This window comes from Pseudomonas sp. AD21 (assembly GCF_002878485.1).
Taxonomy (GTDB): domain Bacteria; phylum Pseudomonadota; class Gammaproteobacteria; order Pseudomonadales; family Pseudomonadaceae; genus Aquipseudomonas.
In genome coordinates this window covers 47,329-71,160 of sequence record NZ_NQYG01000022.1, presented here as the reverse complement: position 1 = coordinate 71,160, position 23,832 = coordinate 47,329, and the positions used below count along the sequence as shown (strand labels likewise).

At 60.2% G+C, this 23,832-nt stretch carries 22 protein-coding genes; 8 read left to right on the top strand and 14 right to left on the bottom strand.

Annotated elements, in window-relative coordinates; translation table 11 throughout:
* Window positions 1-89 precede the first annotated feature (89 nt).
* The 8 genes from pdxJ to lptF all read right to left on the bottom strand — a co-directional run bounded on the left by pdxJ (window position 90) and on the right by lptF (window position 8,507).
* Window positions 90-836: a pyridoxine 5'-phosphate synthase gene (pdxJ, locus tag PseAD21_RS15510; protein ID WP_047292711.1), complete on the bottom strand. Its 747-nt coding sequence runs from the start codon at window positions 834-836 to the stop codon at window positions 90-92.
* A 39-nt stretch (window positions 837-875) separates the two neighbouring features.
* Window positions 876-1,565 (bottom strand): DNA repair protein RecO, encoded by a 690-nt coding sequence (recO, locus tag PseAD21_RS15505; protein WP_102356441.1) that lies wholly within the window; start codon window positions 1,563-1,565, stop codon window positions 876-878.
* A 166-nt stretch (window positions 1,566-1,731) separates the two neighbouring features.
* Window positions 1,732-2,634: a GTPase Era gene (gene era, locus PseAD21_RS15500; protein WP_102356440.1), complete on the bottom strand. Its 903-nt coding sequence runs from the start codon at window positions 2,632-2,634 to the stop codon at window positions 1,732-1,734.
* On the bottom strand, window positions 2,627-3,316 hold the full coding sequence (gene rnc / locus PseAD21_RS15495; protein ID WP_016986099.1) for a ribonuclease III: 690 nt from the start codon (window positions 3,314-3,316) through the stop codon (window positions 2,627-2,629). The genes era and rnc overlap by 8 nt, the downstream gene beginning before the upstream one ends.
* A 183-nt stretch (window positions 3,317-3,499) precedes the next feature.
* Window positions 3,500-4,354 carry a signal peptidase I gene (lepB, locus tag PseAD21_RS15490; protein WP_102356439.1) on the bottom strand — a complete coding sequence of 285 codons (855 nt, stop codon included), beginning with the start codon at window positions 4,352-4,354 and terminating at the stop codon, window positions 3,500-3,502.
* Between the two features lie 5 nt (window positions 4,355-4,359).
* Window positions 4,360-6,159 (bottom strand): translation elongation factor 4, encoded by a 1,800-nt coding sequence (gene lepA, locus PseAD21_RS15485; RefSeq protein WP_038357686.1) that lies wholly within the window; start codon window positions 6,157-6,159, stop codon window positions 4,360-4,362.
* Window positions 6,160-6,331: 172 nt separating this feature from the next.
* Entirely contained in the window at window positions 6,332-7,393 is a 1,062-nt protein-coding gene (lptG, locus tag PseAD21_RS15480; RefSeq protein WP_102356438.1) for an LPS export ABC transporter permease LptG, read from the bottom strand.
* The gene (gene lptF, locus PseAD21_RS15475; RefSeq protein WP_102356437.1) at window positions 7,386-8,507 is read right to left on the bottom strand and encodes an LPS export ABC transporter permease LptF; all 1,122 of its coding nucleotides are present in this window, start codon (window positions 8,505-8,507) and stop codon (window positions 7,386-7,388) included. Before lptF ends, lptG begins: the two co-directional genes overlap by 8 nt.
* 308 nt (window positions 8,508-8,815) lie before the next feature.
* Between lptF and PseAD21_RS15470 the strand changes: the two genes are divergently transcribed.
* The 5 genes from PseAD21_RS15470 (at window position 8,816) to rlmF (ending at window position 15,463) form a co-directional block, all read left to right on the top strand.
* Window positions 8,816-10,306, top strand: a complete 1,491-nt coding sequence (locus PseAD21_RS15470) for a leucyl aminopeptidase (protein ID WP_102356436.1) — start codon at window positions 8,816-8,818, stop codon at window positions 10,304-10,306.
* A gap of 60 nt (window positions 10,307-10,366) precedes the next feature.
* Window positions 10,367-10,795, top strand: coding sequence for a DNA polymerase III subunit chi (locus PseAD21_RS15465; protein WP_102356435.1), 429 nt, complete (start codon window positions 10,367-10,369; stop codon window positions 10,793-10,795).
* 8 nt (window positions 10,796-10,803) lie between these two features.
* On the top strand, window positions 10,804-11,202 hold the full coding sequence (locus PseAD21_RS15460; protein WP_102356434.1) for a DNA polymerase III subunit chi: 399 nt from the start codon (window positions 10,804-10,806) through the stop codon (window positions 11,200-11,202).
* A 161-nt stretch (window positions 11,203-11,363) separates the two neighbouring features.
* Complete coding sequence (locus PseAD21_RS15455; protein WP_102356433.1) at window positions 11,364-14,210, top strand: valine--tRNA ligase; 2,847 nt, start codon at window positions 11,364-11,366, stop codon at window positions 14,208-14,210.
* 233 nt (window positions 14,211-14,443) lie between these two features.
* Window positions 14,444-15,463, top strand: a complete 1,020-nt coding sequence (gene rlmF / locus PseAD21_RS15450) for a 23S rRNA (adenine(1618)-N(6))-methyltransferase RlmF (protein ID WP_102356432.1) — start codon at window positions 14,444-14,446, stop codon at window positions 15,461-15,463.
* A gap of 208 nt (window positions 15,464-15,671) precedes the next feature.
* Here the strand turns inward: rlmF and PseAD21_RS15440 are convergent, their stop codons facing one another.
* The gene (locus PseAD21_RS15440; RefSeq protein ID WP_003221909.1) at window positions 15,672-15,953 is read right to left on the bottom strand and encodes an HU family DNA-binding protein; all 282 of its coding nucleotides are present in this window, start codon (window positions 15,951-15,953) and stop codon (window positions 15,672-15,674) included.
* Between the two features lie 395 nt (window positions 15,954-16,348).
* On the opposite strand from PseAD21_RS15440, the gene yejK reads away from it, so the two are divergent.
* Both yejK and PseAD21_RS15430 read left to right on the top strand, forming a co-directional pair.
* The gene (gene yejK / locus PseAD21_RS15435; protein ID WP_007909053.1) at window positions 16,349-17,353 is read left to right on the top strand and encodes a nucleoid-associated protein YejK; all 1,005 of its coding nucleotides are present in this window, start codon (window positions 16,349-16,351) and stop codon (window positions 17,351-17,353) included.
* Complete coding sequence (locus PseAD21_RS15430; RefSeq protein WP_102356431.1) at window positions 17,353-17,703, top strand: glutaredoxin family protein; 351 nt, start codon at window positions 17,353-17,355, stop codon at window positions 17,701-17,703. The genes yejK and PseAD21_RS15430 overlap by 1 nt, the downstream gene beginning before the upstream one ends.
* Window positions 17,704-17,868: 165 nt before the next feature.
* Here the strand turns inward: PseAD21_RS15430 and PseAD21_RS15425 are convergent, their stop codons facing one another.
* The 5 genes from PseAD21_RS15425 to PseAD21_RS15405 form a co-directional block, all read right to left on the bottom strand.
* A complete protein-coding gene (locus PseAD21_RS15425; protein ID WP_102356430.1) occupies window positions 17,869-18,804 on the bottom strand; it encodes a glutathione S-transferase family protein in 936 nt (311 codons plus the stop codon).
* Between the two features lie 84 nt (window positions 18,805-18,888).
* A complete protein-coding gene (locus PseAD21_RS15420) occupies window positions 18,889-19,191 on the bottom strand; it encodes a GIY-YIG nuclease family protein (RefSeq protein ID WP_102356429.1) in 303 nt (100 codons plus the stop codon).
* A gap of 39 nt (window positions 19,192-19,230) precedes the next feature.
* A complete protein-coding gene (locus PseAD21_RS15415; protein ID WP_102356428.1) occupies window positions 19,231-19,701 on the bottom strand; it encodes a nuclear transport factor 2 family protein in 471 nt (156 codons plus the stop codon).
* A gap of 222 nt (window positions 19,702-19,923) precedes the next feature.
* Window positions 19,924-21,228 (bottom strand): CynX/NimT family MFS transporter, encoded by a 1,305-nt coding sequence (locus PseAD21_RS15410; RefSeq protein ID WP_102356427.1) that lies wholly within the window; start codon window positions 21,226-21,228, stop codon window positions 19,924-19,926.
* Window positions 21,218-21,877, bottom strand: a complete 660-nt coding sequence (locus PseAD21_RS15405) for a FadR/GntR family transcriptional regulator (RefSeq protein WP_102356426.1) — start codon at window positions 21,875-21,877, stop codon at window positions 21,218-21,220. The genes PseAD21_RS15410 and PseAD21_RS15405 overlap by 11 nt, the downstream gene beginning before the upstream one ends.
* A 306-nt stretch (window positions 21,878-22,183) precedes the next feature.
* Here PseAD21_RS15405 and PseAD21_RS15400 point away from each other — a divergent pair, with 306 nt between their 5' ends.
* Entirely contained in the window at window positions 22,184-23,809 is a 1,626-nt protein-coding gene (locus PseAD21_RS15400) for a S8 family serine peptidase (RefSeq protein ID WP_102356425.1), read from the top strand.
* Window positions 23,810-23,832: the final 23 nt, after the last annotated feature.

Genomic DNA, 23,832 nt, shown 5'->3' with positions numbered 1-23,832 from the left:
GCGAAGGCGTCGTGTCAGTCGATATCATGCTTGACTGATACACCGCCTTCGCGAGCAGGCTCGCTCCCACAGGGGTTATGCGTTGACCTTTAGCCTTTCAACGCGGCAGCCAGGATCAGCGCCTTCATTTCCGATACGGCAGACTTGAACCCGACGAACAACGCATGCGCCACCAGCGCGTGGCCGATGTTCAATTCGTTGATGCCCTTGATCGCCGCCACGGCTTCAACGTTGTGGTAGTGCAGGCCATGGCCGGCATTGACGATCAGGCCCTGCGCCAGACCAAACGCCACGCCGTCCGCCACACGCTTTAATTCTTCCGCGACTTCGGTCGGGGTCTCGGCATCGGCATAACGCCCGGTGTGCAGTTCGATCGCCGGCGCACCAACGCGCTTCGAGGCCGCAATCTGGCGTTCGTCGGCATCGATGAACAGCGACACTTCACTACCGATTTTCGACAGGCGCTCGACCGCTGCCTTGATGCGCTCCTCCTGCCCCGCCACATCCAGACCGCCTTCGGTGGTCAATTCCTGACGGGTTTCCGGCACCAGGCAGATGTGTGCCGGACGGATGCGCTCGGCGAACGCCATCATTTCTTCGGTGACGCCCATTTCAAAGTTCATGCGGGTCTGCAGCACGTCCTTGAGCAACAGCACATCGCGCTCCTGAATGTGCCGACGGTCTTCGCGCAGGTGCACGGTGATGCCGTCGGCACCCGCCTCTTCCGCGTCCAGCGCAGCCTTGACCGGATCCGGGTAGCGCGTGCCACGGGCCTGACGCAGGGTGGCGACGTGGTCGATGTTCACGCCAAGAAGAATGCGATTGCTGGTGGTCACGGATGCGCTCCTGAAGGGAAAGATTCGGCGCACAGCATATCAGGGCTTGCGAAATAGCTCGCGGCTGACGAGGGGGCGCCCACCGAGATGAACAGCCAGTGCCTGACGCATCAGACGCTTGGCCGCCGACAGGGCTCCCGGGGCGGTCCAATCGGCTTCGGCCATGGCCAGTAATTCAACGCCGTTGAACAAGCCTGGTTGCAGCAGGTAGACGCGCTCAAGCCCGGCATCGACTTGCAGGCGATAGAGGCCATCCGGCGCGATGGGCTCACCGTGGATATCGGCATTCAGGGAGAAGCCGTAACCGAGGTCGTCCAACAGGCGCCATTCGAAGGAGCGCAGCAACGGCTCCAGCGGCCGCCCTTCGGCCAAGGCCAGCAGCGTCGCGGCGTAGTGGTCGAACACCGCCGGGTGCGGGTCTTCGGCGGGCAGCAGACGGATCAACAGTTCGTTGAGATAGAGGCCACTGAACAGGGCCTCGCCGACCATCCAGGTCGCGTTACCGGCACTTTCCATGCGCCCGACGTTCTTCAGCTCACCCTTGCCACGAAACTCCACTTCCAGCGGCACGAACGGTCGTGCCAGTGTCCCGGCCTTGCCCCGCGCACTGCGCAACACCGCCCGCAGCCGACCTTGCGGCGTGAGGAAGTCGACCAGCGCGCTGGTTTCGCGGTAGGCACGCGAATGCAGGACGTAGGCGGGTTGGGCCGGAGGCGGGGTTTGCGACATTGAGTTCTCGATGAAGAATCGCGATTTTACTCACAACCCAAAACTACTGTGGGAGCGGGCTTGCTCGCGAAAGCGGCGAATCAGTCAAAGTATATGTCGACTGACACTGCGCATTCGCGAGCAAGCCCGCTCCCACAGGGGGTCTCTGGGTAACAGAAAACCGGTATTACAGGTCGCCGTAACCCAGCGAACGCAGTGCACGCTCGTCGTCGGACCAGCCGCCCTTCACCTTCACCCACAGGTTGAGCATGATCTTGGAGTCGAACAGCAGCTCCATGTCCTTGCGCGCTTCGGTGCCGATGCGCTTGATGCGTTCGCCCTTGTCGCCAATGATGATCTTCTTCTGACCGTCACGCTCGACGAGGATCAGCGCGTGAATGTGCAGGGTCTTGCCTTGTTGCTTGAACTCTTCGATCTCGACGGTGATCTGGTACGGCAGCTCTGCACCCATCTGGCGCATGATTTTCTCACGCACCAGTTCGGCAGCGAGGAAACGGCTGCTGCGGTCGGTGATCTGGTCTTCCGGGAAGAAGTGATCGTTCTCCGGCAGATGATCGGCGATGACCTTTTCCAGCGCTTCCAGGTTGTGCCCGTGCTGCGCGGAAATCGGAATGATCTGCGCGTTCGGCAGTTGTTCCTGCAACCAGCTGAGGTGCGGCATCAGCTCGGCTTTGTCTTCGATGCGGTCGGTCTTGTTCAGCGCGACGATCAGCGGGCCGGTCACGTACTGCACACGCTCCAGAACCATCTGGTCTTCTTCGGTCCACTTGGTGCGGTCGACCACGAAGATCACCACATCGACGTCTTTCAACGCTGCCGAAGCGGTCTTGTTCATGTAGCGGTTCAGGGCCTTTTCGCCACCCTTGTGCATGCCAGGGGTGTCGACGTAGATCGCCTGCACGTCACCCTCGTTCTTGATCCCGAGCATGTTGTGACGGGTGGTCTGCGGCTTGCGCGAGGTGATCGCCAGCTTCTGCCCCAGAATGTGGTTCAGCAGCGTGGACTTGCCCACGTTGGGACGGCCGACGATGGCAACGTAGCCACAGCGAGTTGCGTTTGTATCAGTCATTGCCATTCTCCACGCCCAGGGCAATCAGTGCTGCGGCGGCCGCTACCTGTTCGGCAATACGACGACTCACACCCTGACCTCGGCTTTTTTCATTCAATAAGACCACTTCGCACTCGACGAAGAAGGTACGGCAGTGCGGTTCACCCTGGATATCCACCACTTCGTAGCGTGGCAGATCGCAACCGCGCGATTGCAGGTGTTCCTGCAGACGAGTCTTGGGATCCTTGTTGGTGTCGACCAGCGTCAGGCCTTCGAACTCACCGGCCAGCCAGGCCAGTACGCGCTCGCGCGCCATGTCCATGCCGGCATCGAGGTAGATCGCACCGATCAACGCCTCGAGGGCATCGGCCAGAATCGATTCGCGACGGAAGCCGCCGCTTTTCAGCTCGCCCGAGCCCAGACGCAGGTAATCACCCAGGTCGAAGCCACGGGCCAGCACGGCCAGTGTCTCACCCTTGACCAGGCGTGCGCGCAAACGCGACAACTGGCCTTCGCGGGCTAGCGGAAAGCGATCGAACAGCGCCTCGCCGGCCACGAAGTTGAGGATGGCATCGCCGAGAAATTCCAGGCGTTCGTTGTTACGCCCGGCAAAGCTGCGGTGCGTAAGGGCCAGCAGCATCAGCTCCTGATCCTTGAAGGTGTAACCGAGCTGGCGCTCGAGACGGCTTAGAGAAACGCTCACGGTTTACCCACGCTGAGTTCGTGGCTGAATTCCACCGCCATCGCCGGGGTACGGCGCAGGCCTGGGACAATTAACGCTGTGTTCAAAAATGACGTCCTGAATATCGTGGCTTCATGCCCTGGCGCCGATTTGTGTCGACTCCAGAAATGCATTCGGCGCTGTGGTCAACAGCGCCGTGATTGATTACTTGATCAGGCCAACCCGCGAGAAATTCGGCAGGTGGCTGAGTTTCGGTTCCGGCCAGCTCATCCAGACAGCGAAGGCTTTGCCGACGATATTCTGGTCGGGAACCATGCCCAGCAGATCCTTGGGAATGTTCGGGTCATCCCAATAGCGACTGTCGTTGGAGTTGTCGCGGTTGTCGCCCATCATGAAGTAATGGCCGGCCGGCACGGTCCAGGTATGGTCCGGGGTAGCACGGTAGCGGCTCATTTCCTTGCGGATCAGGTGCTCGGCCGCGCCGAGTTTTTCCTTGTAGAGCTCGGCACTGCCCAGCGTGCCCGGCTCGGAGCCGACCAGTTGCTCGGCAATCGACTCGCCATTGACGAGCAGGCGCTTGTCAGCGGTGTAACGCACCGTGTCGCCCGGCAGACCGACTACACGCTTGATGTAGTTGACATTCGGGTCGCTCGGGTAGCGGAACACCATCACATCGCCACGCTGTGGATCACCGACTTCGATGACTTTCTTGTCGATCACCGGCAAGCGGATCCCGTAAGAAAACTTGTTCACCAGAATAAAGTCGCCAACATCCAGGGTCGGTTTCATCGAGCCGGACGGGATCTGGAACGGTTCCACCAGGAACGAACGCAGCACCAGCACGATGAACAGCACCGGAAAGAACGACTTGCCGTATTCGACCAGCAGCGGCTCTTTGTTCAGTTTTTCAACGACCACCACATCTGGCTGGCTGACGCTGCCTTGATAAGAGGCAATGGCAGCACGCCGACGCGGTGCCAGGATCAACAGATCAAGCAACGCCAACAGGCCGCAGACGAACACGGCGATGACCAGCAACAGCGGGAAATTTAGTGACATAGGACCTAACTATCCAACCTGAGCACTGCAAGGAAGGCTTCTTGTGGAATTTCCACGTTACCGACCTGCTTCATGCGTTTTTTACCGGCCTTTTGCTTCTCGAGCAGTTTCTTCTTACGGCTGACGTCACCACCGTAGCATTTGGCCAATACGTTCTTTCTGAGTGCCTTGACGGTTGTCCGTGCAACGATCTGACCGCCAATGGCAGCCTGAATGGCTACGTCAAACATCTGACGAGGAATCAGTTCTTTCATCTTCTCGGTCAACTGGCGACCTTTGTAGTGCGAGTTGTCACGGTGCACGATCAACGCCAGAGCGTCGACCTTGTCGCCGTTGATCAGCACGTCCAGTTTCACCAGATTAGCCGATTGGTAACGATCGAAATGGTAATCCAGCGAAGCATAGCCGCGGCTGGTGGATTTGAGACGGTCGAAGAAGTCCAGGACCACTTCGTTCATCGGCAGGTCGTAAGTGACCTGCACCTGATTGCCGAGGAACAGCATGTCGACTTGAACGCCACGTTTCTCGATGCACAGGGTGATGACGTTGCCCAAGTGTTCCTGCGGAACCAGGATGTTGGCCCGCACGATCGGCTCGCGCATGTCTTCGATCGACGACACATCCGGAAGCTTGGATGGGTTGTCGACGTAAATCGTTTCACCGGTTTTCAGCACCAGCTCAAAGATTACCGTTGGCGCGGTGGTGATCAGGTCCAGGTCGTACTCGCGCTCCAGGCGCTCCTGGATGATCTCCATGTGCAGCATGCCGAGGAACCCGCAACGGAAGCCGAAGCCCAGTGCGTCGGAGCTTTCCGGGGTGTACTGCAGCGACGAGTCGTTCAGGGTCAGCTTCTGCAGCGCTTCGCGGAAATCTTCGAAGTCGTCGGAGCTGACCGGGAACAGACCGGCGTAAACCTGCGGCTGGATGCGTTTGAAGCCTGGCAGCACCTCAACGTCCGGGGTCGAACTCAGGGTCAGGGTGTCACCCACCGGCGCGCCGTGAATGTCCTTGATGCTGGCGATGATGAAGCCCACTTCGCCGGCCTTCAGGTCAGACGTGGCGGTGTGTTTCGGGTTGAACACGCCAACGCTGTCAACCAGATGGATCTTGCCAGTGGACTTGACGAGGATCTTGTCGCCCTTCTTCACGCGACCATGACGCACGCGCACCAGGGAGACAACGCCCAGGTAGTTGTCGAACCAGGAATCGATGATCAACGCTTGCAGCGGATCTTCGATGTTGCCGGTCGGCGCAGGAATGGTATGCACCAGGCGCTCGAGCACCTCGTCGACACCCAGGCCAGTCTTGGCGCTGCAAGTGACGGCGTCGGTGGCGTCGATACCGATGATCTTTTCGATCTCGTCCTTGACGCGATCAGGATCAGCCTGTGGCAGGTCGATCTTGTTCAGCACCGGCATGACTTCGAGGCCTTGCTCGATCGCGGTGTAGCAGTTGGCCACGGACTGGGCCTCAACGCCCTGACCGGCGTCGACCACCAGCAAGGCACCTTCACACGCGGCCAGAGAGCGGCTGACTTCGTAGGTGAAGTCGACGTGGCCCGGGGTGTCAATGAAGTTCAGCTGATATTTGATGCCGTCTTTGGCAGTGTAATAAAGGGTAACGCTGTGGGCCTTGATGGTGATCCCGCGTTCGCGCTCCAGATCCATGGAATCCAGTACCTGGGCTTCCATTTCACGCTCGGCCAGGCCACCGCACATCTGGATGAAACGGTCAGCCAGCGTCGACTTGCCATGGTCAATGTGGGCGATGATGGAGAAATTGCGGATATGACTCAAATCACTCACGGATCAACACTCAAAAAGGCTGCAGGCTTGGCCCGCCGAAAAATAGCCGGGAATTGTACCTGATACACGGCGCAAGCGTCACGTTCGCCTGTCACCCGGATTGCATACGAAAACGCCCCGATCTGTCGACCGAGGCGTTTTCGAGGTTAAAGCGTTGGTAACAACACGGCCATCAACCGGCCCGTCGCAGCAACCAGACCCCTGCCAGCGCACAGACCGCGGCGGGCACAAGCACCGCGAACAGCGGCGAGAAGCCGAACACCAGGCTCGATGGGCCGAGCAAATCCTGGACGATGCGGAAGGTAAAGCCCACCAACACACCGGTGAACACCCGCTGACCGAGGGTTACCGAGCGCAAAGGGCCGAAGATGAAGGAGATAGCCATCAGTACCAGCGCGGCGGTGACCAGCGGCTGCAACACCTTGACCCAAAATGCCAGCCAGTAGCGGCCGTTGCTCAGGCCCTGCTCCGCCAGATAGTGGATGTAACCCCACAGACCGGAAATGGACAGCGCCTCAGGCGCCATCACCACCGTGTTGAGCAATTGCGGGCTCAGCGACACGTCCCACTGTTCGCTCGGGGCGTTCAGTACTTCAGTGTTGCGCTCATGGAACACCGTGGTGGTCACGTCGGTGAGCTGCCAGCGGTTGCCGTCGAATTCCGCACGCTTGGCGAAGCTGGAGCTCAGCAGGTGGCGCTCCTTGTCGAAGTGATAGCGGGTCACGCCATACAACAGGCCATCGGGTTGCACGGCGTTGATATGAATGAACTCCTCGCCCTGACGGTGCCACATGCCGTGCTTGGCACTCTGCGCGTCGCCGCTGCCTTGCGCCAGCGAACGATTGGCCTGAGCCATGCTTTCGGTGGCCGGGGCCACGTATTCACCGATCAGCACACCGGCCAGCATCAACACCAGCATCGGCTTCATGACCGCCCAGACGATACGCCCGATGGACACGCCAGCGGCCCGCATGACCGTCAGCTCGCTGCTGCTGGCCAGACTGCCAAGGCCGATCAGGCAGCCGATCAGTGCGGCCATCGGCAGCATTTCATAGAGGCGACGTGGTGCGGTGAGGATGACGAAGCTCAGAACGTCGGTCAGCGTGTAGGTATCGCTGACGTCGCTCATCTCGTCGATGAAGGCAAACAGGGTCGCCAGACCCAGGATGATCGCCAGCACGGCGATAATCGCCACGAATACGCTGCTGCCGATATAGCGGTCGAGTTTAACCACGAGCCACCTCCAGCGCAGCGCTGCGACGGCTGGCCAGTTTCAGGCGCAAAGGCTCCCAGTACAGCAGGCCGAGGCCGATGACCAGGAAGATCCCGTGCACCCACCACAGGCCAAGGGCGGGTGGAATCTTGCCTTTTTCGAGGGCGCCGCGGGCGGCAATCAGGATGGTCAGGTAAGCCATATAAAGAAGAATCGCCGGCAGCAGCTTCAGGAAACGGCCCTGACGCGGATTGACCCGCGACAGCGGCACCGCCATCAGAGTCACGATGAATACCAGCAACGGCAACGAAATACGCCATTGCAGTTCAGCCTTGGAGCGCTCGTCGTTGTTGCTCAGCAAGGTCGATGTCGGCATCGCGTCACGGTCGGTGACCTCGTCGCTGGCATCGGGTTTGGGCAGCAATACGCCGTAGGTGTCGTATTTGATCGCGCGGTAATCGGCCTGGCCCGGGCTGCCGTCATAACGATAGCCATTGTGCAGGATCAGGTAGCGATTGCCGTCCGAGTGGATTTCCTGACGGCCCTTCTCGGCCACCAGCACGGAAATCCCGCGATCCTTCTGATTGGCCCCCAGGTTCTTCTGCGAGATGAATACACCGCTGAGGTTGACGCGATCGTCGGTCAGGGTTTCGGTGTAGGTCACCCGGGTGCCGTCACGCAATGCCTGGAAACGGCCGGGCTCGAGGGTATCGAATTCGGTCAGGGCGTCCTGCTTGTTCAGCAGCAGCTGAAACTGATTGGCACCCTGCGGGGCCAGGCTCAGGCTCAACCACGCCACCACCAGTGCAACCAGCGTCGCCGGAAACAAGGTCATGCGCAGCAGACGCTGCTGACTCATGCCGGTGGCCGAGAGCACGGTCATTTCGCTTTCGAGGTACAACCGGCCGTAAGCCAGCAGGATCCCGAGAAACAGGCCCAGCGGCAGGATCAGTTGCATGAACCCCGGCAGACGGTAACCCATGATCAGGAACAGCGATCCCGGATCGAGCTGGCCCGCAGCGGCCTGGGCAAGGTATTTGATGAAGCGACCGCTCATGATGATGACCAGCAGCACGGCGCTGACGGCGCTCAGGGTCAACATCACTTCACGGGACAGATAACGGAAGACGATCAAACCAGACACTCCAGGGTTGTCAGGCTAAGGCGGCCAAACAAGCAAACGTCTCGACCGGCCCGCAAGGCAGAGCCGTCGAAAAAAGATGCGGCATTATCCTGTGATTGAGCGCGCCTGTCACTGCGCACACTCACCCAAGCGTGCAATCGGTTGAAGATCGTGTCGCCGAGGGTTGTCAGGCGCGGGGAGCGAGGTTCAAACTGCGGCCCTTGTCGCAGGCTTTGGCCTGCGCCTCTTCTATCTATAAGCAGGCGACTGCGGACACCGTCGAACGCCTGCGTGTTGACCATTCATTCAGGGATCCGGACATGGAACTGGTTGTAAAAAGCGTTAGCCCAGAAACGTTGAAAACCGCCACCCTGGTGGTTGCCGTCGGCGAAGGCCGCAAACTCGGCGTCGCCGCCAGACAGGTCGACGAACTGAGCGGTGGCGCGGTCAGCGCCGTCCTCAAGCGTGGCGACCTGGCCGGCAAGGTCGGTCAGAGCCTGCTGCTGCACAGCCTGCCAAACCTGAAAGCCGAGCGCGTGCTGCTGGTCGGCGTGGGCAAGGATGAAGAACTGGGCGACCGTCCGTTCCGCAAAATCGTTGCCGGGATCCTCAACACCCTGAAGGGTCTGGGCGGCACCGACGCGGTGCTGGCGCTGGATGAAATCATCGTCAAAAACCGCGACAGCTACGGCAAGACCCGTCTGCTGGCCGAAACCCTGGTGGATGGCGAATACAGCTTCGACCAGTTCAAGAGCCAGAAAGCCGAACCGCGCGCCCTGAAGAAAATCACCCTGCTGACCATCAAGGCCGCCCAAGCCGAAGTGCAACGCGCCGTGAATCATGCTACAGCGATCGCGCACGGCATGGCCTTCACCCGCGATCTGGGTAACCTGCCGCCGAACATCTGCCACCCGACGTTCCTCGGCGAACAAGCGAAGAACCTCGGCAAAGAGTTCAAGGATCTGAAAGTCGAAGTCCTCGACGAGAAGAAGATCAAAGCGCTCGGCATGGGTTCGTTCTACGCCGTTGGCCAGGGCAGCGCCCAGCCGCCGCGCCTGATCGTCATGCAGTACAACGGCGGCAAGAAGTCCGAGAAGCCTTACGCGCTGGTCGGCAAAGGCATCACCTTCGACACCGGCGGCATCAGCCTGAAGCCGGGCGCCGGCATGGACGAAATGAAGTACGACATGGGCGGCGCTGCCTCCGTGTTCGGTACTCTGCGTGCCGTGCTCGAACTGAAACTTCCGATCAACCTGGTGTGCATCCTCGCCTGCGCCGAAAACATGCCGAGCGGCAACGCTTCGCGTCCGGGCGACATCGTCACCACCATGAGCGGCCAGACCGTGGAAATCCTCAACACCGACGCCGAAGGCCGTCTGGTGCTGTGCGACGCCCTGACCTACTCCGAACGCTTCAAGCCGCAAGCGGTGATCGACATCGCCACCCTGACCGGCGCCTGCGTCGTGGCACTGGGTGCACACACTTCCGGCCTGCTGGGCAACAACGACGAACTGGTCGAGCAACTGCTCAGCGCCGGCAAGGCTGCTGACGACCGCGCCTGGCAACTGCCGCTGTTCGACGAATACCAGGAGCAACTGGACAGCCCGTTCGCCGACATCGCCAACATCGGCGGGCCGAAGGCCGGCACCATTACCGCCGCGTGCTTCCTGTCGCGCTTCACCAAGAACCTCAACTGGGCACACCTGGACATCGCGGGCACCGCCTGGACCAGCGGCGGCAAGGACAAGGGCGCCACTGGCCGTCCGGTACCTTTGCTGACCCAATACCTGCTGGACCGCGCCAAAGCCTGAAACCGATGACTTGCAACGGCGTCACCCTGCGGTGACGCCGTTCGCAGTTCTGGAACCGCAATGACCAAAGTCGACTTTTATATCCTGCCCAGCGCCGATCCTTCGGCTCGCCTGGACTTTGCCTGCAAGCTCACCGAGAAAGCCTGGCGCATGGGCCACCGCATCTACCTGCATTGCAGCGATGTTGCCCAGCGTGACGACCTCGATGCGCGCCTGTGGGCGTTCAAAGGCGAAACCTTCGTACCTCACGGCCCTGCCGACAGTGAACCAGATGGTTTGATTGTGCTGGGGGTGGGCGCTGACTGCGGCGCGCACCAGGATCTGCTGGTCAACCTCGACCTGAAAGTCCCGGCCTTCGCCAGCCAGTTCGCCCGCGTGGCGGAAGTGGTGGTGGAAGACCCGACGATTCGCGCGGCGGCACGGGAGAGTTTCCGTTTCTACCGCGAACAGGGCTATCCTCTGCAAGATCACCGTTTACAGCGACTCTGAGTACGCCGATGGACACTCCAAAACCGCTGCAAAAGCCTGCTCACCTGCTGGACGATCTCGAATCGATCCGCCAGTTGCTCGGCGATGACAACCTGCAACCGCCACTGCTGACCGACACGGTCGATGAGGGCGAACAGGAACAGATTCCGATGCTGTTCGAGGCCGTCGACACTACGCCGCCCGCCATCGAACCGCCACCCGCGCCGGCCCCGGCACCTGCGGCACAACCGGCAGCTGCACCTGTGGATAAAGGCCCGGACGCTCTGCTGCATCTGGACAGCGAACTGCGTGCTGCCGCGCAATTGATCATGCAAGATGTGATCGACGACTTCGCGCCGCACATCGAAACCGAAATCAAACGCCGTCTGGATGCGCGGATGGAACGGCTGCTCAGTCAGTACGAATAACCCCGCGGATCCCTTTGTGGTGAGGGGATTTATCCCCTCACCACAAAGGTTCACCCCCCAACATTAGTGTCCGCCCGGCCTCCCCCCGCTCGCCCTCGGCCCCATGCCCCGCTATACTCGTCGGCTTTTCCTGAATTAATGCCAATAGGGTCCCGCCGCGCATGGATAAGACCTACCAGCCGCACGCCATTGAAACTTCCTGGTACAACACCTGGGAGTCCGAGAACTACTTCGCCCCGCAAGGCGCGGGCGACTCCTACACCATCATGATCCCGCCGCCGAACGTCACCGGCAGCCTGCACATGGGTCACGGTTTCAACAACGCGATCATGGACGCCCTGATCCGTTTCCGCCGCATGCAGGGTCGCAACACCCTGTGGCAGCCGGGCACCGACCACGCTGGTATCGCCACGCAGATGCTGGTGGAACGTCAACTGGAAGCCACCGGCCAGAACCGTCATGACCTGGGCCGCGAGAAATTCCTCGAGAAAGTCTGGGAGTGGAAAGATCAGTCCGGCGGCAACATCAGCCGTCAGATCCGCCGTCTCGGCTCGTCCGTGGACTGGAGCCGCGAGCGCTTCACCATGGACGACGGCCTCTCGGAAGCCGTTAAAGAAGCCTTCGTGCGCCTGCACGAAGACGGTCTGATCTACCGCGGCAAGCGTCTGGTCAACTGGGACACCAAACTGCACACGGCGATTTCCGACCTCGAAGTGGAAAACCACGACGAGAAGGGTTTCCTGTGGAACCTGAAGTACCCGCTGGCCGACGGCGCGAAAACCGCTGATGGCAACGACTTCCTGATCGTCGCGACCACCCGTCCGGAAACCATGCTCGGCGACTCCGCCGTTGCGGTTAACCCGAACGATGAGCGCTACAAAGCCCTGATCGGCAAATTTGTCGAGCTGCCACTGGTTGGCCGCCGCATCCCGATCATCGCCGACGATTACTGCGATCCTGAATTCGGCACCGGCTGCGTGAAAATCACCCCGGCCCACGATTTCAACGACTACGAAGTCGGCAAGCGCCACAACCTGCCGCTGCTGAACATCTTCGACAAGAACGCCAACGTACTGCCGGCAGCCCAGGTGTTCAACCTCGACGGCACGCTCAACAACAGCATCGACGGCAAGATCCCGGCTGAATACGCCGGTCTCGAGCGTTTTGAAGCGCGCAAACAGATCGTGGCTGCCTTCGACGCCGCCGGCCTGCTGGTCAGCGTCAACGACCACGCCCTGAAAGTGCCGAAAGGCGACCGCTCCGGCACCATCATCGAGCCGTGGCTGACCGACCAGTGGTACGTGTCGACCAAACCATTGGCCGAGCCTGCGATTGCTGCCGTTGAAGACGGCCGCATCCAGTTCGTGCCGAAACAGTACGAAAACATGTATTTCTCGTGGATGCGCGACATCCAGGACTGGTGCATCAGCCGTCAGCTGTGGTGGGGCCACCGGATTCCGGCCTGGTACGACGAGTCGGGCAAGGTCTACGTCGGTCGCGACGAAGCCGAAGTGCGCGCCAAGCACAACCTCGGCCCGGACGTGGCGCTGCAACAGGACAACGACGTACTCGACACCTGGTTCAGTTCGGGCCTGTGGACGTTCTCCACCCTGGGCTGGCCTGAGCAGACCGAGTTCCTGAAGAAATTCCACTCCACCGACGTACTGGTGACGGGTTTCGACATCATTTTCTTCTGGGTTGCCCGGATGATCATGATGACCATGCACCTTATGAAGAACGAGGACGGCACGCCGCAGGTTCCGTTCAAGACCGTTTATGTACACGGTCTGGTGCGTGATGGTCAGGGCCAGAAAATGTCCAAGTCCAAGGGCAACGTCCTTGACCCGCTGGACATCATCGACGGTATCGAGCTGGAAGAACTGGTGCAAAAGCGCACCTCCGGCCTGATGCAGCCGAAACTGGCGAAGAAAATCGAGAAGCAGACCCGCGACGAGTTCGCCGACGGTATCGCCAGCTATGGCACCGACGCCCTGCGCTTCACCTTCTGCTCGCTGGCTTCGACCGGTCGTGACATCAAGTTCGACATGGGCCGCGTTGAAGGCTATCGCAACTTCTGCAACAAGATCTGGAACGCCGCGCGTTATGTTCTGGACAAAGGCGAAGACTGCGGCCAGAACGGCGAAGCCTACGAGCTGTCGCTGGCGGATCGCTGGATCATCTCGCAACTGCAACGCACCGAAGCCGAAGTGACCCGTCAACTGGATCAGTTCCGTTTCGACCTCGCTGCACAAGCGCTGTACGAGTTCATCTGGAACCAGTACTGCGACTGGTACCTGGAGCTGTCCAAGCCAGTGCTGTGGGACGAGAACGCGCCGGTCGAGCGTCAGCGCGGCCCCCGCCGTACGCTGGTTCGCGTACTGGAAGTGGCATTGCGTCTGGCCCATCCGTTCATGCCGTTCATCACTGAAGAAATCTGGCAGCGCATCGCGCCGCTGGCCGGCGTTCAGGGCAAGACGATCATGCTGCAAGCGTGGCCAGTGGCCAACGAAGAGCGCATCGATCCGGCGGCCGAAGACGACATCGAATGGCTGAAGGAGCTGATGCTCGGCACGCGTAACATCCGTGGCGAAATGAACATCGGCCCGGGCAAGCCATTGCCGATCTACCTGAAGAACGTCAGCGCTGAAGACCAGCGCCGTCTGACCGAGAACGAAGCACTGCTGAAGAAGCTGGCGCGTCTGGAATCGATCACCGTTCTGCAGGCCGGCGAAGAAGCGCCGCTGTCCGCTACCGCACTGGTTGGCGAGATGGAAGTGCTGGTGCCGATGGCCGGTCTGATCGACAAGGGTGCCGAGCTCGCGCGTCTGGACAAGGAAATCCTGCGTCTGCAGGGCGAAGTCCAGCGGGTTGGCGGCAAGCTGTCGAACGCCGGTTTCGTTGACAAGGCCCCGGCCGAAGTCATCGAGAAAGAACGCGCCAAACTGGCCGAGGCTGAACAGGCCCTGGGCAAACTGGCCGAGCAACACGCGCGGATTGCCAGCCTGTAACGGCAAATCGCAATAAAAAAGGGAGGCCCTGGTGGCCTCCCTTTTTTATTCCTTCAGCCACCACAAACCCCATGTAGGAGTGAGCCTGCTCGCGATAGCGGTAGTCCAGATAACTCCGATAGTGACTGATACACCGCTATCGCGAGCAGGCTCACTCCTACAATTGGTCGGTGTTGCCTTGAGATGTGGGACAATACCCGCCACTTTCAGCCATACCCGAATCGATCACACCCATGAACGCCCCCCGCACACCCAAACCTGCGCGCAAGAAGCCCGACTCCGCGACCCCGGCCAAAGCCGTCGAGCCGCGTGAAAAGGCCAGCCTGCACCCGCGCAATCGCCACCAGGGTCGTTACGACTTCCCGGCACTGATCAAGACCACGCCGGAACTGGCGAAATTCGTGATCACCAACCCGTATGGCAAGGAAAGCATCGACTTCGCCAGTCCCGATGCAGTGCGCGTGTTCAACCGGGCGCTGCTCAAATCGTTTTATGGCATCCAGCATTGGGACATCCCGGCGGATTACCTCTGCCCACCGGTCCCGGGCCGTGCCGATTACGTGCACTTCCTCGCGGATTTGCTGGCGAGCATGAACGACGGCAAGGTCCCACGCGGCGCGATCGTCAACGTGCTGGACATCGGCATGGGCGCCAACTGCGTGTATCCGCTGATCGGCAACAGCGAATACCGCTGGCACTTCCTCGGCTCGGAGATCGATCCGACGGCCGTGGCTGCTGCCAGAGCCATCGTCCAGTCCAACGATCTGAACAAGGTTATCCAGCTGCGCCAGCAGGAAAACCGCAAGCACATCCTGATCGGATTGCTGGAACCGGGTGAGCGCTTTGACCTGACCATGTGCAATCCGCCGTTCCATGCCTCGATGGATGAAGCGACCAAGGGCAGCGAGCGTAAATGGCGCGCATTGGGCAAGGCCGACCCGAAGCGCAAGCTGCCGGTACTGAACTTCGGCGGCCAATCAGCCGAGCTGTGGTGTGAAGGTGGCGAAGCACGTTTCGTGACGCAACTGATCGCCGAGAGCGCGAACTTCCAGCACAAGGTGCTGTGGTTCAGCACACTGGTGTCGAAAGCCTCGAACCTGCCAGCCATCGAAACCGCGCTGAAGAAAGCCGGCGTGCTGGAAAGCCAGGTGGTGGAGATGTCGCAAGGACAGAAACAGAGCCGTTTCGTCGCCTGGACCTTCCAGACCAAGTCCGAGCAGCAGATCTGGCGTCGCGAGCGCTGGACGCGCTAACCCGAAGTTATTGACCGGCGCAGGTTCAAATTGTGGGAGCGGGCTTGCTCGCGAATGCGGTAGATCAGCCAACATTTTAGTTGACTGACACACCGCTTTCGCGAGCAAGCCCGCTCCCATATTGGCCCAGTGATTCAGTCAGCAAATCGCAGACACAAAAAAACCGTGCCCGGATCGCTCCGGTGCACGGTTTTTTTATCGCTGCGTCTTACTTGTTCACAGCGTCGGTCAGGCCTTTGGCCACAACCAGCTTGATCACTTTCTTGGCAGGGATTTCGATGGCAGCGCCAGTCGAAGGGTTACGGCCAGTGCGGGCAGGACGCTCGGTCACTTTCAGCTTGCCGATACCTGGCAAGGTGATTTCGCCGCCGTTTTCCAGCTGATCGGCAACGATTTGGCCCAGTTGGTCCAGAGCGTTACGCGCGGTGGTTTTCGGCGCGTCGATAGCTTCAGCGATGTCGGCGATCAGTTGGTCTTTAGTAAGAGCCATGTAGTGTTCCTTCCCTATCAAATTCATATGGATTGCAGAGTGCAGTGTCAGCCATCGAGCCCGATCTTCTGGATCTGGCACCCTCGGCGATAACCACGACGAGTCGGGTTATAGATACCGAAATCAGGGTTTGGTTCGACCTGACAAATGCTGATTGCACGCTTAACGCAGTGACTTCGCGTAAGACCGGGCAAAACTAGCACAGAGACGGGGAAATATCCGCCTCTAGCTACCCATTTGGTCAGCTTTATTGCTCTAAATCGGTAAAAAACTGCATAAGGGCCGCCACCCGCCCCGGATTTGCCCTTCACCCCGCGCCAAAACCAGTGGTTGCGGTACACTGGGCGCTTTTTCGGGGGAGCCTGCCCTCCTCCCTTCCAACAGCCGAGAAGCCCATGCCGATCCGTCATTGCATCGTCCACCTGATCGACAAAAAACCCGACGGCACGCCCGCAGTTCTGCACGCCCGTGACACAGAACTCGCTGAATCCGCGGCCATCGAGAACATGCTCGCCGACCTCAACGAGAGCTATAACGCCAAACAGGGCAAAGCCTGGGGTCTGTTCCATCCGGAATCCGGCGCATTCCCGTTCAGCGGCTGGCTGAAGGAATACATGGAGGGCGGCAAGGACTTCACCGCGTTCAGCAAAGTCGCGGTCGAGCATCTGCAGAAGCTGATGGAAGAATCGAACCTGTCGGTCGGCGGCCACGTGCTGTTCGCCCACTACCAGCAAGGCATGACCGATTATCTGGCGATCGCCCTGCTGCACCACAGCGAAGGCGTGGCGGTGACCGATGAGCTGGACGTGACCCCGTCGCGCCACCTCGACCTCGGCCAACTGCATCTGGCTGCGCGGATCAACGTGTCCGAGTGGCAGAACAACAAGCAGTCCAAGCAGTACATCTCGTTCATCAAGGGCAAGAACGGCAAGAAGGTCTCGGAATACTTCCGCGACTTCATCGGCTGCCAGGAAGGCGTCGACGGCCCGGGCGAGACACGTACCCTGCTCAAGGCGTTCAGTGATTTCGTTGAAAGCGAAGACCTGCCGGAAGAGTCTGCCCGCGAGAAGACCAAGACCTTGGTCGATTACGCCAGCAGCCAGGCCAAGCTTGGCGAGCCGATGGGCCTGGAAGAACTGTCGGAGCTGATCGACGAGGAGCGCCCGAAAGCCTTCTACGACCACATCCGCAACAAGGATTACGGCCTGTCGCCGGAGATACCGGCGGACAAACGCACCCTCAACCAGTTCCGTCGCTTCACCGGCCGCGCCGAAGGCCTGTCCATCAGCTTTGAGGCACACTTGCTGGGCTCCAAGATCGAGTACGACGAAGAAGCCGGCACCCTGGTCATCAAGGGCCTGCCGACCTCGCTCACCGATCAGCTCAAGCGCCGCAACTGATGCTCGGCAATGTGCTGAAGAAGGTTGCGCTGGTTCTGCTGGTGGTCGTGGTCTATCAGAACTGGGGCAAGATCGAGCGGGTGTTCAACCCGTCGCAAATGGTCTCGGAGCAGACGCGGGCGCAGGCCCATGTTGTGCTCTATGCCACCGACTGGTGCGGCTACTGCAAGCAGACCAAACGCTTTCTCGACAGCAAGGGGATTGCGTTCAAGGAATTCGACATCGAGAAGGATGCCGAGGCGCGCAAGGCGTATGAGGCACTGGGCGGGCGCGGGATTCCGTTGATTGATGTGAATGGCACATTGATTCGCGGATTCAGCCCGGACGAGATCCTCGCTGCCCTGAAGTAACCCTGCTCCTCTGTGGTGAGGGGATTTATCCCCGATGGGGCGCGAAGCGCACCTGAAACCTGCAATATCCAACTGCCAGATGTTGCGACGGCTTCGCCGCCGATCGGGGATAAATCCCCTCACCACAAATGCCCCTCTCCCCATCAAGCAGAGGCTACTTGCTGATCAGCGAGCTTCGATACGAAAACCAAAGCGCGGGAAGTGCACATGCACCACGCCGCCCCGTTCGTCCTCGCGGCGAATGATCAGCTCCTCGCTACCGGCAAACAGCAACTCACCCACCACCGGATCAACTCCGTAGTCCGTCGCGGCAATTGATACCTGCTGACCCGCCTTGAAGCCGTTCGGGTCAACAAACTGCTCATTCGGCAAATCCGCCGGGGTCGCGTTGCGCGCCACCTCGAGGGCTTCCTCGGCAGTCATCGCGCTCGCCGCGCCATGACCAAAGCCCAGCACACGCCCCAGCCACGCCGTGACAGCCGGATACTCATCGACCAGCGGCGCAGTGACGTGCGTCGCCTTGAGGAACCACAGCGGATGCGCCAGGGCGAAGTCGGCAATCGACGGCTCACCGAACAGGAAGTCGCCCTGCTCGCGCTGCAACTGCTGCTCCAGGCGCGCCATGATCGTTGGCCATTGATGCCTGGCCTGCTCGGCCGACAGCCGGGTGGCGCTGCCGCCACTGAACAAACCGGCACGGTCGGCGAGGAACGCCTTGATCGCTTCCGGCGGCAACTTGCCAAAACGCACCGCGACCGATTCCGGCTGGAACACCAGACTGACCGCATGCTGGAACACCACCGAATCGGCCCACGCGGCGAAGCTGGCACTGGTCATTTCCTGACCTTCGGGGAAAAACGCCGGCAAGGCCTTTTCCTGCTCCAGACGACGGGCGATCAACGAGGTGTCGCAGTAGATATCGGCACCGATTTGCAGCACCGGCGTTTTACGATAACCGCCAGTCAGCGCAGTCAGGTCCGGCTTGGGCATCACCGGCGAGATGTGCACCGAGCGCCAGGACAAACCTTTGAAACCCAGGAGCAGGCGGGCCTTTTCGGCAAATGGAGAGGTCGGGTAATGATGCAGAATCAACTCGGACATGCTCGGCTCCGCCGCACAGTTAGTGAGCCGGCAGCTTAGCGTGCATTGGCTTGGCAGCCTACAGATCTGCCTGATGGGAGCCGATCAATCAGATTGATAAGACGCGACCAGGCATTCCTTGGCACTTTTGCGCAGCTTCTTGATCAAGCGTTCCTGACGCAAGGCATCGCTCTTGTCACGGCAGCGCTCGGTGTAGACCAGCGCCATCGCCGGGCTGGACAGAAAGAAGCGTGCGCCCTTGCCGCTCTGATGCTTGGCGAAACGGCGCACCGGGTCGTCGCTGATCCCGCAATACAACGAGCCGTTGGCCGCGCGCACGAGATAGACGAACCAGGATTTGCTCACTGGCTCGGCAACATCGACAGATTTTTCGCTAAGGCTGGTCATTTCGGGATCAAGGTGTGCAGGAAACAGGTCGCGATCTTATCAGCGACTCGCCTGAAATGCCTTCAGTCCCTTCAGCGCCTGCGCACGCACGGCGTTGCGCACCAGCGGCGTCCAGCCCAACAGCAAGCCCTTGAAACCCAGGGCCTGACGCGACCAGCGCCACAGGTCGAAGTGGTCGTGGTGCTCGCAGATCTTGCCGTCACGGAAGACGAAACGCGCCTGGATATCGTTGATCACCACGTTGCCGGTCTGGCTGAACAGATACGTCGCCACCCAGTGCGCTCCGCCACTGCGCTCGTCGGCGCGGACATTGTCGAAGGTCAGGGAGAAATCCTTGGCCCGGGTGATCAGCATGCGCCACATGTCGCCGGCATCGCTCCCGCGCAACTCGCCGAACGCCGGATCGCTGAACACCACGTCATCGGTGTAGCAGGCGGCCATGGCTTCGGCGTCGAGACGCTGGAAGGCCTGATAGAAGCGGTTGATCAGGGCGGCGTGGGCTTCGCTCATGGGCAAACTCCAGGGAATGGACAGATTGCCAGCACGATAAGCTGCAAATCGAAGAAACACTATCGGCATTCGCATGCCGAATACCAGCAACAGGCCACAGAAAAACACAAATCCCTCTGTGGGAGCGGGCTTGCTCGCGAATGCGGTGTATCAGTCACCATCAATGTTGGCTGATACACCGCATTCGCGAGCAAGCCCGCACACATCTGAAAATCAGTGCATTCAGATTTTTTCGCTTTGTACTTGCACGTACAAAGCCCGGCCCGCACCAAGGCCGGCGATGATCGCGCCGGTGCCAATGATGCCGAAGATCCAGCCCACCGCGTTCCAGCCGCCGGTCCAGTCATGCACCACGCCGACCGCGAACGGGCCCATCGAGGCCAGGGTGTAACCGAAGCCCTGGGACATGCTCGACAGGTTCGCCGCAACATGCGAATCCCGTGAGCGCAGCACGATCAGGGTCAGCGCCAGACTGAACGTACCGCCCTGCCCCAGACCCAGAAGAATCGCCCAGCCCCACAGACCGTCGATCGGCGCATACAGGCAACCGAACAAACCACCGAGGGTCAGCGCCATCACCACCACGATCGCCAGGCGCTGATCCTTGCCACGGGTCGCCAGCCACGGCGCCGCGAGGGAACTGGCGAGCTGGATGATCACCGAACCGGAGAGCACCAGACCGGCCTGGGTCGGGGTCAGTCCGCGACCGATCAGGATCGACGGCAACCAGCCAAACACAATGTACGCCAGCGACGATTGCAGGCCCATGTACAAGGTTACCTGCCAGGCCAGCGGATCACGCAACAGCCCGCGCACCCGATAGGCAACGTTGTGCGCGCCGTGTCTCTGTCCGACTTGCGGCAACCAGAACACCGCAGCCACCAGTGCCGGAATCACCCAGAAGCCCAGCCCCAGCGCCCAGCTGTTATCGAAGTGCTCGCTCAACGGCACGGTTGAACCCGCCGCCATCGCCGCGCCCAGGCACAGGGCCATGGTGTAGACGCCGGTCATGGTCCCGGCATGTTTGGCAAAGTCGCGTTTGACGATGCCCGGCAGCAGCACGCCGATAATGCCGATGCTCGCACCGCCCAGCACACTGCCGGCGAACAGGCCGATTTCACCGAAGTTGCTGCGCAAAATGATACCGCCGGCCAACGCCAACAGAATCCCCAGCACCACCCGCTCAGCGCCAAAACGCCGCGCGAGAATAGGCGCCAGCGGTGCGAACAAGCCGAGGCAGAGCACCGGCAATGTGGTCAGCAAACCGGCTTGAGCTGCCGACAAGCCAAGGCTTTTCGACACGTCGCTGAGCAGCGGCGCCATGCTCGACAGCGCCGGACGCAGGTTCAGTGCCACCAGAATCAGCCCCAACAGCAACAGCCACGGCCGGCGCACCAGCGGATGGCTTTGCTGCACTTGCTCGTCGTCAGCCTCGGCGTCGATCAGCAGCTCTTCAAGTTCCGCCGTACGTTTCGGGGTTGTGGATATCTCACTGCGGGACATGGATTTCTCGGCTTCAAGGTTCATTGATCAACTGCCTCGATATGGCTTTGGCCCGTTCCGGGTCGCGTTGTTCGACGGCATCGAGCAACTCGATGTGCAGGTCGAACACTTCCTGACGGCGCGGGACGATGTTCAGCGTCTGGCGCAATTGCGCGCCGACGATGCTGGAGAAATAGCGATACAGCTCGCTGAGGGTTGGATTGTGCGCGGCATCCACCAGTCGACGGTGGAACACCAGATCGCAAGCAATGTAGGTATCAAGATCGCCGTGGTAATGGCTGCCGCTGGTGCCGAGCGCTTCACGCAGCGCGGCCAGATCTTCATCGGTGCGACGCAATGCGGCCAGGCCGATCGCCTCGACTTCGAGGATATGCCGGGTCTCGCGCGCCTGTTCCAGTGAACAGCGGGACAACGCCTTGAGCGTGTCCATCGGATCGACCACTGCCCGCAAATAACTGCCGTCACCCTGGCGGATTTCGATCAACCCGGAAAACGCCAGCACGCGCATGGCTTCACGCACGGTGTTGCGGCTGATGCCGAGTTCGGCACACAACTCAGGCTCAGTCGGCAGACGCTCGCCGACCTGCCATACGCCATCGGTGATGCGTTGACGTAATTGATCCAGAGCCTGGTCGACCAGGGATCGCTTAATCAAAGGTGAAATGTCTGACATAGGATTCGCCCTTTCATCCAATCATAGGATGAATTTTCTGACATGTTAGTCAGCTGTGTGCAGGACGGCAACCACCTACGGTCAGGAGGAGGCTTCAGGAACCCTTTGCTCCCGATCTTTTTTTCGGAGTGTCGAAGACGTTGGTCCTACTCGCCCAGTAGAAAAATCATTCAACTGCGAAGTGATTTCCCACATTGCAGAGGAATATTTGCCGACATCACTCACAGCCATCGGACTTCAGACTTTGGAAATTAATCCGCGGGCGATTTCGTCCGTCATTTAGTTCAAAGGAAGAATGAAAAACTCATGGTAGAAATTAATTTCGGTATGCAGCACAGCCGCCCTTTTGCCTTGGAGAAAAACCGTCAACTGCTGGCCGTACGCAGCCACGCGGGAACGACTCTGGCGCACGCGCTTTGCTGCGAATCCGCCGACGCTGCACTGGAAGACTGCGAGCTAGTGCTGCATGTCGAGGACGCGGATGTACACGTCTACAAACTGCCTCGAAACTCGGACCCATCGCAACGCAAGGCCTTGCTTCGAGAGTTGCCGGACGTGCGTTTCGCGGGCAGCGTGCTGGTGGACCCGACTACTCAGGAGGCCGTGCTCTACACCGAGAATATCTTTTTGAAGTTTACCGATTCGCTGAAAGCGCCCGATTGCATGGCCATACTCCAAGAGCTGGGCCTGACCATAAAACAAGAGGTGCCTTACGCATCGAATGCTTTTTTCGTAGAGCATTCCGACGCCTGCGGCACCGACATTTTTACCCTCACCAGTGAATGGCTGAAACGCGACGAGATTCAGTACTGTCATCCGGAACTGCTGCGACAGGGGCAACGACGGGCGATCCATGCCAATCAATGGCACCTGAAGAAAACCACTGTGACCTATCAGGTCGAAATCGATGCCAGCGCCAATGTCGAAGCCGCGCATGAACTCGCACAGGGCGAGGGCGTCGTGATCGCCGTCATCGACGATGCGTTTGATATCGACCATCCCGAGTTTGCCGGAGACGGCAAAGTCGTCGGCGCACAGAACTTTGACCGACGTAACGCCAAACAGGGTCCACGGCCGAAAAATACCCTGGAACGTCATGGTACAGCCGCCGCCGGAGTGGCTTTCGCCAATGGCGAGGCCGGTGCCAGTGGTGTCGCGCCCAAGGCCAGCCTGATGCCGTTGAAACTAACCAAACCCCTGGGAGCACGTGCTGAGGCCGACGCTTTTTTCTGGGCCGCCGATCAGGGCGCCGACATCATTTCTTGCAGTTGGGGACCGGCGGAAGGTCATTGGGCCGACCCGGCTGACCCTCGTCACGCCCAGGTATTTCCCCTCGCCGCCAGCACTCGGCTGGCGATCGAGTACGCCGCCACCAAAGGCCGCAACGGCAAAGGCTGCGTCATCTTCTTTGGAGCAGGCAACGGTAACGAATGCGCCGATAACGATGGCTACTCCAGCCACCCCCATGTAATTGCCGTAGGTGCCTGCAACGACCAGAACCGGCGCAGCGCCTACAGCGATTTTGGCAAGGTGCTCTGGTGCTGCTTTCCCAGCGGCGATCAGCAACACCCTGATCCGAAGTTCAAACCTGCCACGTCGATCCCACAGACCCGTGGTATCCGCACCACGGATTTGAGCACAAGTTTCGCCGCCCAAACGTTGCCGGCCTACACCGAATCGTTCAGCGGCACCTCCAGCGCCTGCCCGGGCGCTGCGGGCGTCGCGGCGCTGGTACTTGGCGTCAACCCCGACCTCGATCGCCTGACCGTACGGCAGATACTCGCCGACTGCTGCGACAAGATCGGTCACGCCGACGACGGGCCGCTCGGTCAATACGATTCAAACGGCCACAGTCACTACTACGGACACGGGCGCCTCAATGCATTACGGGCCGTGCACATAGCGCTGGAGCTCAAAGGCAACGCGGGTTGATTCACGACCATGAAAAAAGCCCC